The organism is Chryseolinea lacunae (assembly GCF_016735595.1).
Lineage (GTDB): Bacteria > Bacteroidota > Bacteroidia > Cytophagales > Cyclobacteriaceae > Chryseolinea > Chryseolinea lacunae.
Window position 1 is genome coordinate 604301 of the sequence record NZ_JAERRB010000004.1, and the last position, 16747, is coordinate 621047.

At 53.4% G+C, this 16747-nt stretch carries 13 protein-coding genes and 1 tRNA gene; 3 read left to right on the top strand and 11 right to left on the bottom strand.

Features of this window, described 5'->3' with window-relative positions; genetic code table 11:
* Positions 1-4: 4 nt before the first annotated feature.
* The 9 genes from ilvA to JI741_RS15415 form a co-directional block, all read right to left on the bottom strand.
* Complete coding sequence (ilvA, locus tag JI741_RS15380) at positions 5-1258, bottom strand: threonine ammonia-lyase IlvA (protein ID WP_202011018.1); 1254 nt, start codon at positions 1256-1258, stop codon at positions 5-7.
* 106 nt (positions 1259-1364) lie between these two features.
* Entirely contained in the window at positions 1365-2435 is a 1071-nt protein-coding gene (gene ilvC, locus JI741_RS15385) for a ketol-acid reductoisomerase (RefSeq protein ID WP_202011020.1), read from the bottom strand.
* Between the two features lie 77 nt (positions 2436-2512).
* On the bottom strand, positions 2513-2851 hold the full coding sequence (locus JI741_RS15390) for an ACT domain-containing protein (protein WP_202011022.1): 339 nt from the start codon (positions 2849-2851) through the stop codon (positions 2513-2515).
* A gap of 5 nt (positions 2852-2856) precedes the next feature.
* The gene (gene ilvB / locus JI741_RS15395) at positions 2857-4614 is read right to left on the bottom strand and encodes a biosynthetic-type acetolactate synthase large subunit (protein ID WP_202011024.1); all 1758 of its coding nucleotides are present in this window, start codon (positions 4612-4614) and stop codon (positions 2857-2859) included.
* Positions 4589-6271 carry a dihydroxy-acid dehydratase gene (gene ilvD / locus JI741_RS15400; RefSeq protein WP_202011087.1) on the bottom strand — a complete coding sequence of 561 codons (1683 nt, stop codon included), beginning with the start codon at positions 6269-6271 and terminating at the stop codon, positions 4589-4591. The genes ilvB and ilvD overlap by 26 nt, the downstream gene beginning before the upstream one ends.
* 95 nt (positions 6272-6366) lie before the next feature.
* Positions 6367-7254 (bottom strand): branched-chain amino acid transaminase, encoded by an 888-nt coding sequence (locus tag JI741_RS15405; protein WP_202011026.1) that lies wholly within the window; start codon positions 7252-7254, stop codon positions 6367-6369.
* 87 nt (positions 7255-7341) lie between these two features.
* Positions 7342-7464, bottom strand: coding sequence for a hypothetical protein (locus JI741_RS32815; RefSeq protein ID WP_255534555.1), 123 nt, complete (start codon positions 7462-7464; stop codon positions 7342-7344).
* A gap of 364 nt (positions 7465-7828) precedes the next feature.
* Positions 7829-9148 (bottom strand): pyridoxal phosphate-dependent aminotransferase, encoded by a 1320-nt coding sequence (locus JI741_RS15410; protein ID WP_202011028.1) that lies wholly within the window; start codon positions 9146-9148, stop codon positions 7829-7831.
* 107 nt (positions 9149-9255) lie between these two features.
* Positions 9256-10245 (bottom strand): AraC family transcriptional regulator, encoded by a 990-nt coding sequence (locus JI741_RS15415; protein WP_202011030.1) that lies wholly within the window; start codon positions 10243-10245, stop codon positions 9256-9258.
* Between the two features lie 84 nt (positions 10246-10329).
* Here JI741_RS15415 and JI741_RS15420 point away from each other — a divergent pair, with 84 nt between their 5' ends.
* Positions 10330-11292 (top strand): c-type cytochrome, encoded by a 963-nt coding sequence (locus JI741_RS15420; protein WP_202011032.1) that lies wholly within the window; start codon positions 10330-10332, stop codon positions 11290-11292.
* 210 nt (positions 11293-11502) lie between these two features.
* Here JI741_RS15420 and rlmD read toward each other — a convergent pair whose 3' ends face one another.
* The gene (gene rlmD / locus JI741_RS15425; protein WP_202011034.1) at positions 11503-12942 is read right to left on the bottom strand and encodes a 23S rRNA (uracil(1939)-C(5))-methyltransferase RlmD; all 1440 of its coding nucleotides are present in this window, start codon (positions 12940-12942) and stop codon (positions 11503-11505) included.
* 78 nt (positions 12943-13020) lie between these two features.
* Here rlmD and JI741_RS15430 point away from each other — a divergent pair, with 78 nt between their 5' ends.
* On the top strand, positions 13021-15720 hold the full coding sequence (locus JI741_RS15430) for a T9SS type B sorting domain-containing protein (protein WP_202011036.1): 2700 nt from the start codon (positions 13021-13023) through the stop codon (positions 15718-15720).
* On the opposite strand, the gene JI741_RS15435 is transcribed toward JI741_RS15430, so the two are convergent.
* Positions 15703-16437, bottom strand: a complete 735-nt coding sequence (locus tag JI741_RS15435; RefSeq protein ID WP_202011038.1) for an SH3 domain-containing protein — start codon at positions 16435-16437, stop codon at positions 15703-15705. The genes JI741_RS15430 and JI741_RS15435 overlap by 18 nt on opposite strands.
* Before the next feature lie 93 nt (positions 16438-16530).
* Between JI741_RS15435 and JI741_RS15440 the strand changes: the two genes are divergently transcribed.
* Positions 16531-16603 (top strand) — tRNA-Lys (locus JI741_RS15440).
* The last annotated feature ends 144 nt before the right edge of the window (positions 16604-16747 follow it).

Genomic DNA, 16747 nt, shown 5'->3' on the forward strand with positions numbered 1-16747 from the left:
GGGATTAGACGAGGTATTCGAACAGGTTCTCGTTCTGATTCACCAGCGTGTAGTTCAGCTTGCGGTCGTTCATCCGTTCAATAAGCGAATTAAAATCGTCTTTCGATTTCACCTCGATGCCGATCAGGGCGGGGCCGCTTTCCTTGTTGTTTTTCTGGATAAACTCGAAGCGCACAATGTCGTCGTTGGGACCGAGAATGTCGTTCACAAATTCTTTCAGCGCACCGGGCCGTTGGGCAAAGCGCACAATGAAATAATGTTTGAGGCCTTCATAGAGCAGCGAGCGTTCTTTGATCTCCTGCATGCGGTCAATGTCGTTGTTGCCGCCGCTGAGCACGCACACCACTTTCTTGCCTTTGATCTGGGCTGCATATTGTTCGAGGGCTGCGATTGATAATGCGCCGGCAGGTTCGGCCACGATGGCATCTTCATTGTAAAGCTGCAGGATCGTTGACGATACTTTTCCTTCGGGCACCAGCAGCATGTCGCTGAGCACTTCCTTGCAAAGTTCAAACGTGAGGTCGCCCACTTTCTTAACCGCGGCACCATCCACAAAGCGCTGAATCTTGTCGAGCACCACGGGCTTGCCAGCCGCCAGCGCTTCCTTCATAGAAGGGGCGCCAAGGGGCTCAACACCCACAATTTTGGTTTGGGGTGAGAACACTTTAAAATACTGACCTACGCCGGCACACAACCCACCCCCGCCAATGGGCAGAAAGATGTAGTCGATGCCCGACAGGTCGTCGAGAATTTCTTTTCCCACGGTGCCTTGTCCTTCAATCACTTTGATGTGATCGAACGGCGGGATAAACACCATGCTGTTTTGTTCGGTAAACTCCAGTGCATGGGCCTGGCATTCGTCGAACGTGTCGCCAATGAGCACGATCTCGATGTTGCTGCCACCAAACATGCGCACCTGGTTGATCTTTTGTTTGGGCGTGATGGCGGGCATGTAGATGACACCTTTGATGTCGAGATATTTGCAGGCGAACGCCACACCTTGGGCGTGGTTGCCCGCACTGGCGCACACCACACCGCGTTGGCGTTGCTCGTCGCTCAGGCTTTGAATGAGATTGTAGGCACCCCTCAGTTTATAGGACCGCACCACCTGCAGATCTTCACGCTTAATGTAAATCTCGGCCTGAAATTTTTCGGAGAGTTTACGGTGCAGTTGCAGCGGTGTTTTCAAGGCAACGGCTTTCAGCGCGTAGGCTGCGGCGTTGATGTTGAGGTCGTATGTTTTGGAAGTGGGTGTCATAAAAAAGAGAGAATATAAAACCGCCAAGGCACGGAGGGCGCAAAGGACGTCGAAAGTTTTTTCGGTCGTGCCTTTGCGCCCTTGCGCCTGTGTGGCTTAAGATGAATTAGTTTATCATGCTGGCTTCAACTGTGTTCTTTTCAGGACGCAGTTGGCGCACGGCAGCACCGGCTTGCCAGAGTTCGCTTTCGCGAAGTTCTTTCAGCTCTTCAGCCAGTTTCTCGCGATAGTCGGGCTTGCTGCAGGTGTCGATGGTGCGGCGTGCTTCTTCGCCGGTGGCCACGCTCTTATAGAGGTCCTGGAACACAGGGAGTGTAGCGGCTTTAAATTTCTTCTTCCAATCCAACGCACCGCGTTGGGCTGTAGTAGAACAGTTGGCATACATCCAGTCCATGCCGTTTTCGGCAACCAGTGGCATAAGGCTTTGTGTCAGCTCTTCAACTGTTTCGTTAAACGCTTCAGAAGGCGAGTGGCCGTTGGCGCGCAACACTTCATATTGTGCTTCGAAGATACCGGCAATAGCACCCATCAGTGTGCCGCGTTCGCCGCTGAGGTCGGAGTATACTTCTTTCTTGAAATCAGTTTCAAACAAATAGCCCGATCCCACACCAATGCCGAGGGCGATCGCTTTTTGCTTTGCGTTGCCCGATGCATCCTGGAACACGGCGTAGCTCGAGTTGATGCCCTTGCCTTGGAGGAACAAACGGCGAACCGATGTGCCCGAACCTTTGGGAGCAGCCAACACTACGTCAACTTCGGCTGGAGGAATGATGCCGGTTTGGTCTTTGAATGTGATGCCAAAGCCGTGCGAGAAATATAAGGTCTTGCCTTTGGTGAGGAAAGGTTTAATGGTGGGCCACAGGGCGATCTGACCGGCGTCTGAAAGCAGGAACTCGATAACTGTGCCGCGTTGTGCTGCTTCTTCTATTTCGAAAAGTGTTTTGCCGGGAACCCAGCCGTGTTCAACCGCTTTGTCCCATGTTTTGGAACCTTTGCGTTGACCAACGATCACGTTGAAGCCGTTGTCGCGGAGGTTGAGGGCTTGTGCAGGACCTTGAACACCGTAGCCGATAATGGCAATTGTTTCGTTCTTCAGTACGTCAAGTGCTTTTTCCATCGGAAATTCTTCACGGGTCACAACCTCTTCGATCGTTCCGCCAAAATTGATCTTTGCCATTTTGCTTTATTGTTTAAGTTTTGATTTTTTTCAGTTACGTTTTTTTAGTGATGATGTGGCGCGTTGCCTGTGCCGGTTTACACAATCTGTTCGTTGTGCTTGGCACTCAGTTCGCAATAGAGATCGCTGCCCGAGTAGTAGAGTGCATACTCCACTTCAATGAGCTTCTCCAGCTGATGTTTCACTTTCTCCATCATGTCGGGTGTTGTGAAGAGCAGGAGCACGGCCACGCCCATGCGGAAGTCGTCTTCTACTTCGTGGGCCAGCAGTTTCTTGATCCTGATTCTCCGACGATTCAGAATGTTAACGATCCGGTTCAGCACCGAAAAGTTATTGTCCGAATGTATTTCAAGGGTGAAGTCCTGTTTCATGTCAATAAGGTTGGTCTCTATAATGGTGCGGGTGTGTATAGTCATAACAATTAGGCTTTAGGGGCTTCGAGCATCACGTCTGCAACGCCGGCGCCGGCAGGCACCATGGGAAACACGTTGTCTTCTTTTCCAACCACCACTTCCAGGAAGTAGGGGGTTTCTGCAGCCAGCATTTCTTTGATGGCACCTTGCAGATCGTCGCGCACTTCCACTTTGCGGGCGGGGATGCTATAGGCTTCGGCCAACTTCACAAAGTCGGGGTTTTGCATTTCGGTGAACGAATAGCGCTTGCCGTGGAACAGCTGTTGCCACTGGCGCACCATGCCCAGGAAGTTGTTGTTCAACACCACAATCTTTACGGGGATTTTATATTGCATGATGGTGCCCAATTCTTGCACAGTCATCTGATAGCCACCGTCGCCAATCACGGCAATCACTTGCTTTTCGGGTCTTCCTAATTTTGCTCCCATAGCAGCGGGCAAGGCAAAGCCCATGGTGCCGGCACCGCCCGAGGTGACGTTGGTGCGGGGCTCTTTGTATTTGTAGTAGCGCGAGGTGGTCATTTGATGCTGGCCCACGTCGGTTACCACCACCGCTTCGCCATGGGTGAAGTTGGAGAGGTGGTTGATCACTTCGGCCATGGTGAGCTTTTCGCTTACGGGGTAGAATTCTTTGGTGATGACTTTTTCGTATTCTTCGTCGTTCAGCTTTTTGAAGCTGGCAATCCACGCGCTGTGGTTTCCGGCGTTGCACTTGCCCACCAACGCGGCGAGGCCTTCTTTGGCATCGGCATGAATGGCCACATCGGCTTTGATGATCTTGTTGATTTCGGCTTTGTCAATTTCGAGGTGAACCACTTTGGCCTGGCGTGCATATTTGCTCACGTTGCCCGTTACGCGGTCGTCGAAGCGCATGCCCACGGCGATCAGCACATCACATTCGTTGGTGTTCACGTTGGGGCCATAGTTGCCGTGCATGCCCAGGTAGCCCACATAGTTGGGATGGTCGGAAGGAAACGCGCCGAGGCCGAGCAACGTGCTGGCTACGGGAATTCCCGTTTTCTCCGAAAAAGCGATTAGTTCTTCAGAAGCACCCGACAACAAAATGCCCTGGCCAGCCAGGATGTAGGGACGCTTGGCACTGTTGATCAATTCGGCAGCTGCTTCCACCTGTGGCATTTGCAGCACAGGCTTTGGCTTGTAGGTGCGAATGTTTTCACACTTTGTGTACTCCGCCTCTTCAATCATTTCGTTTTGTGCATTCTTGGTGATGTCGACCAACACGGGGCCGGGACGGCCGGTGCTGGCGATATAGAACGCGCGGGCCACGGCGGGGGCAATGTCTTTTGCTTCGGTCACCTGAATGTTCCACTTGGTCACGGGAATGGTGGTGTTCACCACGTCCGTTTCCTGGAAGGCATCGGTTCCCAGCAGGTGCGCAAACACCTGACCGGTGATGCACACCAGGGGAGTGGAGTCGATGAGGGCATCGGCCAAACCGGTCACCAGGTTGGTGGCGCCTGGGCCCGAGGTGGCAAACACCACACCGGTTCTTCCCGACACACGGGCAAAACCTTGTGCCGCATGAATGGCCCCTTGCTCGTGACGCACCAGAATGTGGTTGAGTCTGTCGGCAAAATGATAGAGCGCATCATACACGGGCATGATGGCCCCGCCGGGATAGCCGAAGATCACATCCACGCCTTCTTCCACGAGGCTGCGAAGCAACACTTCGGAGCCGGTTATCTTCTGTTTCGCCGGCGTGTCAACGCCCGCGGTGGGTTTAGTCTTCGTCAGTAACGCATCCATCTGCAGCAGTTTTTACGTGTTTTGCATACTTCCATAAAATTCCATTCTTGGCATTCAGCGGTGGAGTTTTCCAGGCCGCTCTGCGTTTGGCCAAGGTCGCATCGTCAACCAGCAGGTTGATGGTGTGACCCTGTACATCTATTTCAATCAGATCATTGTCTTCTACCAGGGCAATCAGTCCGCCTTCATAGGCTTCGGGGGTGATGTGCCCGATCAGGAGCCCGTGCGAGCCACCCGAAAATCTTCCGTCGGTGATCAGCGCCACGCTCTTGCCCAGGCCCACGCCCATGATGGCCGATGTGGGCTTCAGCATTTCGGGCATGCCCGGTGCGCCTTTCGGACCCACATAGCGGATCACCACCACATCGCCGGCTTTCACTTTACCGCTCTGTATGCCATCTACCAATTCAAACTCGCCGTTGAACACGCGGGCTGTGCCCTTGAAGCGTTCGCCTTCTTTGCCGGTGATTTTTGCCACCGAACCTTTCTCGGCCAGGTTGCCATAGATGATCTGCAAGTGGCCTGTGGTTTTGATTGCTTTTTCGAAGGGCATGATCACGTCTTGTGTTGTGAAGTCGAGATCTTCAATGCTCTCCAGGTTTTCTTTCACCGTCTTGCCGGTCACGGTCATGCAATCGCCGTGGAGGAAACCTTTCTTCAACAGATATTTCATCACTGCGGGCACGCCACCAATTTTGTGGAGGTCTTCCATCAGGTATTTTCCGCTGGGCTTCAGGTCGGCAATGAGCGGTGTTTTGTCGGAGATGCGTTGAAAGTCGTCTTGTGTCACCGACACGCCAGCACACTTGGCCATGGCGATGAGGTGAAGCACGGCGTTGGTCGAGCCACCCAACACCATCACCACGGTGATGGCATTTTCGAAAGCTTCCTTCGTCATGATGTCGCGCGGCTTCAGGTCGCGCTCCAGCAACAGGCGAATGGCCTTGCCCGCTTCAATGCACTCGGCCGATTTCTCTTTGCTCAGCGCAGGGTTGGATGCCGAATAGGGCAACGACATGCCCATGGCTTCGATGGCTGAGGCCATGGTGTTTGCCGTGTACATGCCACCGCAGGCACCTGCACCGGGGCAGGAATTTTGAATGATGCCTTTAAAATCTTCGGGTGTTATGTTGCCCGCCATTTTTTGGCCCAGGGCCTCAAACGCCGAGATAATGTTGAGTTGTTGTCCTTTCCAGTGGCCACCGGCAATGGTGCCGCCATAGACCATGATGGCGGGGCGATTTAAACGACCCATGGCCATTAATGCACCGGGCATGTTTTTGTCGCAGCCCACCACCGCCAGGAGGCCGTCGTAGTATTGGGCGCCCACTACGGTTTCGATCGAGTCGGCAATCACTTCGCGGCTCACCAGCGAGTAGCGCATGCCGGGTGTGCCGTTGCTCATGCCGTCGCTCACACCAATGGTGTGAAACATGAGGCCCACCAGGTCGTTGCTCCACACGGCGGCCTTCACTTCTTCGGCCAGCTTGTTGAGGTGCATGTTGCAGGTGTTGCCGTCGTAGCCGGTGCTCACTATGCCTACCTGCGCTTTCTTCAGATCGTCTTCTGTGAGGCCAATCCCATAGAGCATGGCTTGCGCCGCGGGCAGTGTGGGATCTTGCGTGAGTGTTTTGCTATACTTGTTCAGTTCCAAAATCTATTTGCGTTTAAAAAGTGAGATTCAAAATAACGAGGGGTGAAGTTTGTTTGGTGGAACGCACTTCACTTCCCCGAACATCTATCTGGTTGTAGTTAGATGATGACGTAGCTGAAGGACTTTTCGAGCACCTGGCACTTGTAGGCTTCCTGAACCGTGGCGCCCAGGCTTTCATACCATTCTTTTTTGAAGGGCTTGGCGTCGATCGATTCAATGCCGGCAATTTCGGCGGCAGTGCCACACAGGAATGCGCTGTCGGCGCTATCGAGTTCTTCGGGTTTGATAGGTCTTTCTTTCACGGGAATGTCGAGCTCGCGGCAAATGTTGATCACGGTTTGACGTGTGATGCCGGGCAGGATGTGGCCCAGGGGTGGCGTGTAGAGCACACCGTTTTTTTCGATGAAGATGTTGGCGCCGGGCGCTTCGGCCACGTTGCCTTCCATGTCAAGCATCAGGGCTTCGTCGTAGCCTCTCACCTTGGCTTCGCTGGTGGCGAGGATCGAGTTGACATAGTGGCCGGTCACCTTCGCTTCCATTTTCAGGGAGTTGGGGTTGGGGCGCTGATAGGACGACACACAGAGCTTCAGTTGTTTGTCGCCATGATATTTGTCCCACTCCCAGGCACACATCATCAGAAACACATCCTGAGGTTGTGTGAGGGTCATGTTGGGGCCGCAATACACGAGGGGGCGGATGTAGCTGTCCGAAAGGTTGTTTCGTTCGAGGAGCTGGTAGGCGATCTGGGTCAGCTCTTCGGTTTCGTACTGGAAGGGGATGCCCACCAGTGCGCAGCTTTTCCGGAGACGTTCGAAGTGCTCATAGGCCTTGAAGATCTTCGTTCCGTTTTGTGTCTGGTAAGCCCGGATGCCTTCAAACGCTCCGAAGCCATAGTGTAGCGTCTGGCTGTAGAGGTCAGTATGCGCATCAACCGCTTTAATGAACTTACCATTCAAAAAAAGGATCGTCTCTTTCGTGTAGTACATATAACAATTGTTAGTTTGTTTTAGCCTATATAAAACAAAACCGCCCCGAGGCTATCGGGGCGGTTCGTGAAGTTTTTCGTTATAACGCTATATCACCATCGCCCCTGCGGGTTTGAGAATCACGACCACGACTAGCACAAGCACAGACAGCACGTTCATGAGCCCGTTGGGGATCATTTTGCGTTCTGCTGTTTGGATTGTTTTCAACATATAATTTTGTGCGAGTACAATTGTCACAAATTATCGAGTAACGTTCAAGTGATTTGACGAAAATATTTGAAATTTCATCAAATAACGAATGTTAGCTACTGCATACGGGTGTTAGTTAAGCGAGGCTACACGCCTTCGATGTCACTGATTTTTGCTCTGTAAACACACCGTTTTTCTAAACAAAAATCGTGAACACAACGGCTTCATTTTTTTCTTCGTTTCCGAAACACACATCATTCAAAATGATGAAGCCATGCACTGAATTTCAGCATCAAAAAAATGAACGTCGTGAGCATCTATACGCAAACACAAAGGCCTCCGTTGTGGAGGCCTTTGCATGGGTTATTATTTTTTTTCTGAAGCGTTATTTCAAATACTCCACAATGGCATCGCGCACACTGGTGAACGTGCGAATCAAAATCTCTTCATCTTCCTCCAGCAACGTGACCCGGAAACCTTGCAGCTCCGAAGCAAACGAAGAGATGGGCACCACGCAAACACCTTTCGCGGCCAGCAGGTAATACACAAAACGTTTGTCGAGGGCGATGTCGTGTCGTGGCGATCCGTCGGGGTTGTTCACCCAGCCTTCTACCAGCGATTTGATGTTGGCGTCGGCAATGGCCAGCGACTGTGTGGGCTTCAGGCTGCCTTCGCGGAAAATGATGGTGTTATAGAACGCACCAAACGTTTCGTTGAACGTGAGCTGGGGCACTGTGCCCAGAATGTCGGATATGATCTTGCTGCGACGGCCAATGTTGGCGTTGGTTTGTTCGCGATAGTGTTTGAAGCGCGCATCGCCGAATATTTTCGGAATGGCCAGCTGGGGCAACTTGGTGGAGCACACCTCGATCATCTTGGCATTGTCGAGCGCCTGGCAGAAGCGGTTAAAGTCTTCGTCTTTGTCGCGGTTGTAGTATTCCATCCAGCCGCAGCGCGAGCCGGGCCAGGGCAATTCTTTCGAGATGCCCTTCATGGAAATGCCCGGCACATCGCCGATAATCTCCGCCAGCGCATGGGCGCGCGCGCCGTTGTAGGTGATGTTGATATAGATTTCGTCGGCCAGCAAAAAGAGGTTGAACTCTTTGGCAATGGCCACAATGCGTTGCAGAATTTCCAACGGATAGACCATGCCCGTTGGGTTGTCGGGGTTGATGATGAGGATACCCACCACGTTGGGATTGTATTTCACCTTGTTGTAGAGATCGTCCAGGTCTGGATACCACTTGTTGTTGGGATCGAGCTTGTAGGTGAGGGGTTCGTGCGCAGCGTGTGCCGCCTCGGCGCTGGAGTGCGTGGAGTAGGCCGGCGTGGGCCCGATGACCCTCGACGTGCGCGATATGAACTGATAGGCTTTCGAAATGGCATCGCCAAGACCGTTGAAGAAACAGATGTCTTCGGCCGTGATCTGCACGCCGTTCATGGCGTTTGTTTGGCGCGCCAGAAACTCGCGTGTTTCCAGCATGCCCTTTGACGGACAATAGCTGTAGGTGTCGTCCTGCTTCATGAGGTCGGCAATGATGTCTTTGATCCACTGCGGAAGTTTGTGGTGCTTCTGAATGGGATCGCCGATGTTTTCCCACGAAATGGCCACGCCCAGCTTCTTTAACAGATCGGCTTTCTTCACAATCTCGCGGATCTCGTAGCTAAGCTCTTTAGCCCCTTCGCTCAATAACTTTTGTCGCATAAAAAAATGTTCACGAAAAATTCTGCGCTAAAAGTAAACACTTGCAGCACAGGGATGAGAATGAATGTCAAAAAAAAATTACAATCACTAACGGTAGTAAGCAGCACTCAGCTTCGCGCTTCCTGCAAGCCCCACACTTTATACTGTCGTCGCAGTGTGCTGTCGTCGGTGTAGCCCAGCAGCGAGGCAATCTCCTGTTTTTTCAGTTTGCTGTTCAGCATTTCGGTGGCCAGCTCTTTGCGCAGCTGGTGGGCCAGCGCGCGATAGGAGGTGCCTTCGTCGGTGAGCTTGCGTTGCAGCGTGCGTGGTGTTAGCGTGAGGTGTGATGCCATTATTTCAAGCGCGGGCACCTGCCCGTTGAAGTCGAAGAGGAAGAGACTTCTTATTTTTTCGGAGAGTGTTTTTTCTTTCGAAAGATCGTTTTGCTTTTTCACCAGCATGGCATTGAAGAGCGCAAACAGCGACCGGTCGTAGCTGATGATGGGCATGCGATAGTGCTCTTTGGTGATGGTGATGCAATTGCGCGCCGCACCAAACTTCACCGGCGCATGCAACACGCGCTCATATTCTTCGGGCGCGCGTTTGCTATAGGTTAGTTCCACCGCCACGGGGCGAATGGTTTTGCCCGTGAGGCGACTCAGCTGCATGGTGAACGACGACGTTGACACTTCTACTGCCTGCCGCGCGCTCTCTGCATATTTGGTTTCATAGAGCGGATGCGGTTCAAAACAAATGTGCACCAGGTCGTCGCTAAACGCGAGGTTGTATTTGAAAATGGAACTGATGGTGTTGTTGAACTTCACTATGGTGTTGAGCGTGTCTTCTATGGTCTGGCAACTTTGCGACAGAAAGCCCAGCATGCCAAAGGCCGACGCGCCAATGTGCTGACCAATGTGCAGGCCCAGTTGTTCATCGCCCGTCATCTCTACGGCGGGCACCCAAAAGGCGGCGGCCGTTTCCCAGTCCACATGTTTTTCGGCGTCGGTGAGCAGGCGGGGGTCAATGCCCATGCGTTCGCAGAGGGCGTTGAGGCTGGCACCGTGCGACACGGCGCCATAGATAAGGTCTCGCATGATGGAGACTTGAACACTATACATGGCGTGAGAGGGTTTGAGATTGTCGCCATTTACACGGATAAGGATGGGCCCGGGTTTCGTGTCAATACAAAAAGTGAAAACCCCATGAAACGATTTCTCAAAATTGTCGCCCTCCTTGTTGGCTGCCTGCTGGCCTTCATCGTCTATGTGCAGCTCACCTACAACCGGAAATTTACGGCGCCCCCCACGGGCATCACCGCCCGCACCGACTCGGCCAGCATTGCCCGCGGCCGCTACATTGTGAAAGGCCCGGCCCACTGCTGGACATGCCATGCTCCCAAAACAACAGCACTGAAAGCAGGGATGCATCCCAGCGAACGCGACATGATGGGCGGCGTGGAATTTAAAACACCCGTGGCCACCTTCTACACACCCAACATCACACCCGACAAAGAAACCGGCATTGGCCGCTTCACCGATGACCAGGTGGCACGCGCCATCCGCTATGGCGTGAACCACAGCAATGATGCACTGGCGCCCTTCATGATGTTTCAGTCTATGAACGACGAAGACCTCACGGCCGTGGTGTCGTATTTGCGCGCTACCAAACCCGTGCACAACGAAGTGCCCGCACGCGACCTCAACCTGCTGGGCAAAATTATTTCGCGCTTCATGCTTGAACCCAACCTTGCCCCCGAGGTGATGCCCGCCATTGCTCCCGACACCACCGCGCACTATGGCAACTACATTGTGGAGGCCATGGCCAACTGCCGCTCATGCCACACCAAGCGCGACAAAGCTTCGGGCAAATTTATTGGCGAGCCCTTTGCCGGCGGCAACGAAATGGAAAATGAAACCGAAAGCGGCGGCACGTTTGTGACCCCCAACCTCACCCCCGACTCAACCACCGGAAGAATTTACACGTGGACATCCGAACAATTTGTGGCGCGCTTCAAACTCGGCCACGGCCCCGAAGGTAGCCACATGCCGTGGGAAGCCTACGCACAAATGACAGACAACGACCTGAAGGCGATCTACAAATTTTTGAAAACACTCACGCCCGTGCAAAACAAAGTGGAGCGCACGTTCATTCCGAAAGAAAACTGATGGCGTTGAAAAGAGATTGATAAACGTTTTTTGAAAGCGTGAACGTTGCAAAACAATCACGCCCTCCCGAAACGACAGCGAAGATAGTTGGTTGAATGCCGAGGACTTGAAACCTCCGGCGTGTGTACAAAATTCGCAAGGGGTTGATGAAGGTTGTACGGAAAGCACGCCGGGGTTTTATTGCCCCGGCTTCTTCGTTTTTTGTTGCGTTTAGTTTCTGCGCTCCAGGCGCACCACATCTTCTACATGCACCGTATGCGGAAACATATCTACCGGCTGCACTTTTGTGACATCATACAACTCCGACAAAATGCCCAGGTCGCGTGCTTGTGTGGCGGGGTTGCAGCTCACATAGACAATGCGTTGGGGAGCGGCCTTTAGCAACATGCGGCAAACATCTTCGTGCATGCCGGCGCGTGGCGGGTCCGTTATCACGGTGTCGGGGGTGCCGTGTTGGGCAAGGAAAGAATCTTTGAGCAGGTCTTTCATGTCGCCTGCATAGAAGTCGGTGTTGCCGATGTTGTTGATTTGTGAGTTCACCTTGGCATCTTCGATGGCCGCGGCCACATATTCGAGGCCCACTACTTTTTTGGCTTGGGCGGCCACAAAGTTGGCGATGGTGCCGGTGCCGGTATAGAGATCGTAGACCAGTTCGTCGCCTTTCAAATCGGCCATTTCCCAGGCCAGTTTGTAGAGTTGATAGGCCTGGTCTGAGTTGGTTTGATAGAACGATTTTGGGCCCACTCTGAATTGCAACGTGCCGCTGCCGTCGGGCTTGGGCATGTGTTCGGTGATGTAGGGGTTGCCCTTCCAGCAAATGATGTCGAGGTCGTGAAAGGTGTCGTTTTTTTTGCCGTTGATGATGTAGTTGAACGACGTGATTTGCGGGAAGTCTTTTTCGAGACGGCGCAGAATTTTTTCGGTCCACTCCATCTTGTCGTAGGTCACCTGCAGAATGATCATGACCTCGCCGGTGTTGGCCGTGCGGATGGTGATGGTGCGGAGAAACCCAATTTGCTTGCGCAGATCGAAAAACGGAATGCCCACCTTGAGGGCTTCGTCTTTGATGGCGAGCCGAATGCCGTTGGAAGGATCGGGTTGAAGATGGCACTGGTTCACGTCGAACACCAGGTCGTATTTGCGGGGAATATGATAGCCCAGCGCCGGTTCGGGGGGCCAGCTTTCAGCAGGCGTTTCCTGCGCTTTTCTGTGCTCCATTTCTTCGCGCGTGAGCCACCGGTGTGCCGAAAATGTGTAGTCAAGTTTGTTGCGATAGAACCGTGTTTTGGCCGACGGCACAATGGGCAAAATGGGGGGCAGGGCCAATCCGCCAAGCCGCGTGAGGTTGTCGACCACCTGCTGTTGTTTGTATTGCAGCTGTGCTTCATATTGAATGTGCTGCCACGAGCAGCCGCCACACAGGCCAAAATGTTCGCAAAAAGGCTGGGCCCGGGTGGGCGACAGTTGTTTGATTGCCGTGACTTTGCCTTCCAGAAAGGAGCTTTTGATTTTTGTGAGCTGCACGTCCACGGTGTCGCCGGGGGCGCCACCTTCCAAAAACACTACCAAACCGTTCAATCGCGAAACACATTTGCCCTCGGCGGCCATGGTTTCGACTACAAGATTCTCTATTACGTCTCCTTTTTTCATCGGGTGGTCAAATTACGCAAAACAGGGGGTTTTCTGCTTCGGCCTTATTCTCTATATTTAATCTCTTTGGAGGAGACTATGAAAAGGCTTTTGATCGTGATTTTGTGTGCTCTGTCCATGCCTGCCATGGCCTCGCACATTGTGGGTGGCGAGTTTGAGATTAAATATATCTCGGGCAATTCCTATCGGGTGAACCTGATTGTTTATTTCGATTTGAAAAATGGCCAGGAAGGTGCGCGCGATTTCAACATTACCGCCGCCATCTACCGCAAGCGCGACAACATGATGATGCGCACGGTAGACTTTAGTGGCTACACCGAATCGCAGGTGCAATACACACAACCCAGTTGCTCCAGCGGCGAAATTCAAACTTCGCGCCTGCTCTACACCACCAACATTATTCTGCGCGACAGCGAATACAACGACCCCGGTGGATACTACATTAGCTGGGAGCGCTGCTGCCGAAACTATTCTATTAAAAACATCTATAGCGAAGACCCCGCCTTTAGCCCACGCGCCGCCGGCCAAACCTTCTATCTCGAATTTCCGGCTGTGACCCGCAACGGCAAGCCCTTTATCAATTCGTCGCCACGCCTCTTCCCACCCCTGAACGACTATGCCTGCCCCGGCCGCCCTTATTATGTTGACTTTGGTGGCATTGACGACGACGGCGACTCGCTGGTCTACACCATGGTGACCCCCCTGAGCACGCACTCGCTGGTGGCCTTGCCCCCGCTGGCCTCGGGACCCTATCCTGAAGTGACGTGGCATCCGCCCTTTAGCCTCACCAACATTTTGGGCGGTGCGCCCGACCTGCGCATTAGCCGCGATGGTTTTCTCACCACCACGCCCACCCTGCAAGGCCTGTTTGTGTTTGCCGTGAAATGCGAAGAGTTTCGCGACGGCGTGAAGATTGGCGAGCTGCGCCGCGACTTCCAGATGCTGGTGCTGGACCAATGCGCCCACGCCGAACCACCCCAGATTATGGGCAAAAAACTGGCCGACGCCGCCTTCACGTTCGACAACACCATGGCCGTGACCTTTGCCAACACCGTGGCCGATGCCGACCGCTGCATACAAGTGCGTGTCTCTGACCCCGATGCCTCGAACGTGCTCGATAATTTTCAGGAAAACATTCACATCAAAGCCATGACCCTCGGGTTCAAAGCCGATGTGACGGGCGTGTTGCCCACCGAAACAACGGCCACCCTGGTGAACGGCAGCACAAAAGACTTTCGCATCTGCTTTCCCGACTGCCCCTATGTGGAAGGGCCTTTCCTGATTGGCATTGTGGCCTATGACGACGCCTGCAGCCTGCCCCTGACCGACACCCTGAAAGTGATGGTGACCATTGAGCCACCTCCCAACCAGAACGCACGCTTCACCACCCCCGACGTGGCCGAAACCGTGAACGAAGGCGATGTGCGCACCTGGCCCATTCGCGGCGTGGACGACGACGGCGACAACCTGATTGTGGGCGTGATCCTGGACGGCTTTAGCATGGCCGACGTGGGCATGGAACTGATCCAGATAAAAAACGAAGCCGGCCTCTATGAAGCACAACTGAAGTGGGACACACACTGCGACGTGTATGACTTTACCAAACGCACACAATTCAAAATAAAGATCCTGCTCGACGATGTGGACTATTGCAACTTTGCCCACCCCGACATTATGGAGTTTAACCTGAAGGTGAAACTGCCCGGCAACCTTGACCCCATCATAGACTCTGACCTCACCGCCGACCCGGCCGAGCGACGCGTGCTGGGCCTGACGCGCAAAGTGAACGAACCCCTCACCTTCAACGTGTTTGGCAAAGACGGCGACAACGACCTGATTGTGCTGAGCGGCAACGGCGTGGGCTTCGACATTAAAGACTACAACATTTCATTCCCCGGCAGCCAGGGCAACGGCAACATACAATCGCTTTTTGCCTGGAACATTTTCTGCGACAAACTTGACCTGGAAGCCAAAGACGAATTTCTGTTTGAGTTTGTGGTGGTGGACAACGCCAACAAATGCCGCTTCTACAAAGCCGACACCCTGAACGTGAGCGTGACCCTTTTGCCACCTGACAACACCGGGCCCCAACTGCAAATTACCAACCTGAACAAACAGGTGCAGCTGCTGAACAACAGCATGGCGGTTGAGTTAGGTCAGCCCATAGCGCTGGCGTTGGTGGGCAACGACCCCGACGTGACACCCCAACCCGACCTGGTGAAAGTGGACCTGATTGGCGCCGAAGGCACCGTGGCCCCCTCGGGCTACACCTTTGCCAAAGGCGAAGGCCGCGGCACGGCCGAAGCCACCTTTGCCTGGAACCCCGTGTGCGACATTTTTGTGGACGACGTTTACCAAAACGACTACACCTTTACCTTTAACGTGACCGACGACCGCTGCTTCAACGCCAAGGGCGACACCGTGGCCGTGAACATCACCATTAAAGACATTGACCACGAGAACCGCGACTTTTTGCCGCCCAACTTTGTGACCCCCAACGGCGACAACTATAACGACTTTTTTGCCATGGTGAAAGTTGATGAAGCCACGGGCCAGCTGGTGAGCATTTTGCCGCGCGACAATTGTGTGGGCGTGTTTGAGGGCATTGTGATCTACAACCGCTGGGGCAAGCAGGTGTTTCAAAGCAACGCCCGCGACTTCAGGTGGTATGCCGACCACGAAGCCTCGGGCGTGTATTATTATCTACTGAAATATTCGAACAAAGAATATAAGGGTCTCATTACCCTCTCGTTCTATGACCTACAGTCGAACCGGTAGCAAGTTGGTGTCGCGGATGTAGGCTGTTTGGCCATTCCATAAAATTTCGATCCACACATCGCGGTGCCCCACAATCTGCACGCGATGGCCTTCGTCTACAACGGAGATGACAGACGCACCCGGGCTGGGGCCGTCCATGAGAAACGCGTTGCCGTTGCCAATGATGCCCGTGTCGGTTTTTTCGCCAAAATTGATGTGCACCACCAAGCCCACCAGCACCAACGCGCACGCCAGGCCCGGCGCCAGGCCGCGGCCACCGCGCCGTTTAGAAAACACGGTGAGGCCCACCAGAAAGAGCGCCACCACCGCCAGCCCTGCCGACAGCGGCTGGTGATAGTTGTGATAGAAGGAGAGGGCCAGGTCTTTGTCGGTTTGGCTATAGCCTTCGAGGTTGTGTTTGGTGGCCAGCTCTTCCATTTTGTCGAGCACCTGCTCGTCGTCTGTGGCCAGGTTGTAGAGGTTCAGATAGTAGAGGGCGGGGCCCACGCGGTTTAGGCCTTCCTGGATGTAGGCCATTTTGAGCAACATGGCCGGGCTGTATTCGTGCTGGTTCAGGATGGCCTGATAGTGCTCGAGCGACTGCACATAGCGTTTTTTGCCATAGAGCGAATCGGCCTGGGCCAGCCTGAAGGCGCCCACCTGGGCGCTGGCGGCCTGCAGCCCCGAAAAAAAACTTAGTGCAAGAATGATGAGATTTTTTAGAACGCGTCTTTGCATATTTTTTTTATCCTGTTACCTTTGCGTCCTCAATTACGGAAAAGGCCTCTAAACAGGCAAGGAAGTAGGCGAAACCAACACGTTGTTTATCACGATTCCGTAGCTCAGCTGGTAGAGCAATACACTTTTAATGTATGGGTCCTGGGTTCGAATCCCAGCGGGATCACTTAGCAAGTAATCGAAGATCATCAAACCCCCACAAACGAAATGTTTTGGGGGTTTTTCTTTTATAAACCTACCCAAAATGTTCATCTAATATCAATGCTGTGGTGGGAGATTCGGTGCGTCATTGAAAGCAAAAAAATGACGC